Source organism: Massilia frigida, assembly GCF_011682175.1.
GTDB classification, from domain to species: domain Bacteria; phylum Pseudomonadota; class Gammaproteobacteria; order Burkholderiales; family Burkholderiaceae_D; genus Telluria_A; species Telluria_A frigida.
Map to the genome: position 1 here is coordinate 1 of NZ_WHJG01000184.1, position 413 is coordinate 413.

The following is a 413-nucleotide window of genomic DNA, read 5'->3' on the forward strand; positions in this document are numbered from 1 at the left end:
TGCTTGGCCCGCCCGCCTTTCGCATTGGCAATTTCCGGATTGAGCAACTCGCCTTCGGACACGATGTTGTCATAGACAGTACGAAAGGCCCGCACGTCATTGTCGCTGAAGACGATCTGTTGATCCCGCGCAGCCACGCGCAACTTGTCAGCAGTAAGCAGGAAGTCGCTCATCGCCTGCGGCCACGATTGACTGGTCGTTTCCGTCAGATGCAGCAATTCGCGCAGCAGGTGGGCGTTGCACAGGGCGTGAATGCTGTCGTCGAGCCGCCAGTATGGGGCCCAGCAATCGTGCACGAGCACGCCGGTACGGTTGGGGAGAATGCCGTGCTCCTCAATGGCGTCGAGGCCGCGCTTGGCATGGACGCCATACCATGTATGCGTGTCGTTGGCGGCGATATGCAGCCAGTGCAG

At 60.3% G+C, this 413-nt stretch carries 1 protein-coding gene; it reads right to left on the reverse strand.

Going from position 1 to position 413, the window contains the following annotated elements; translation table 11 throughout:
* Window positions 1–413 (reverse strand): IS66 family transposase (locus F2P44_RS34595; RefSeq protein ID WP_167094628.1); only part of this gene is annotated, 413 nt, incomplete at both ends.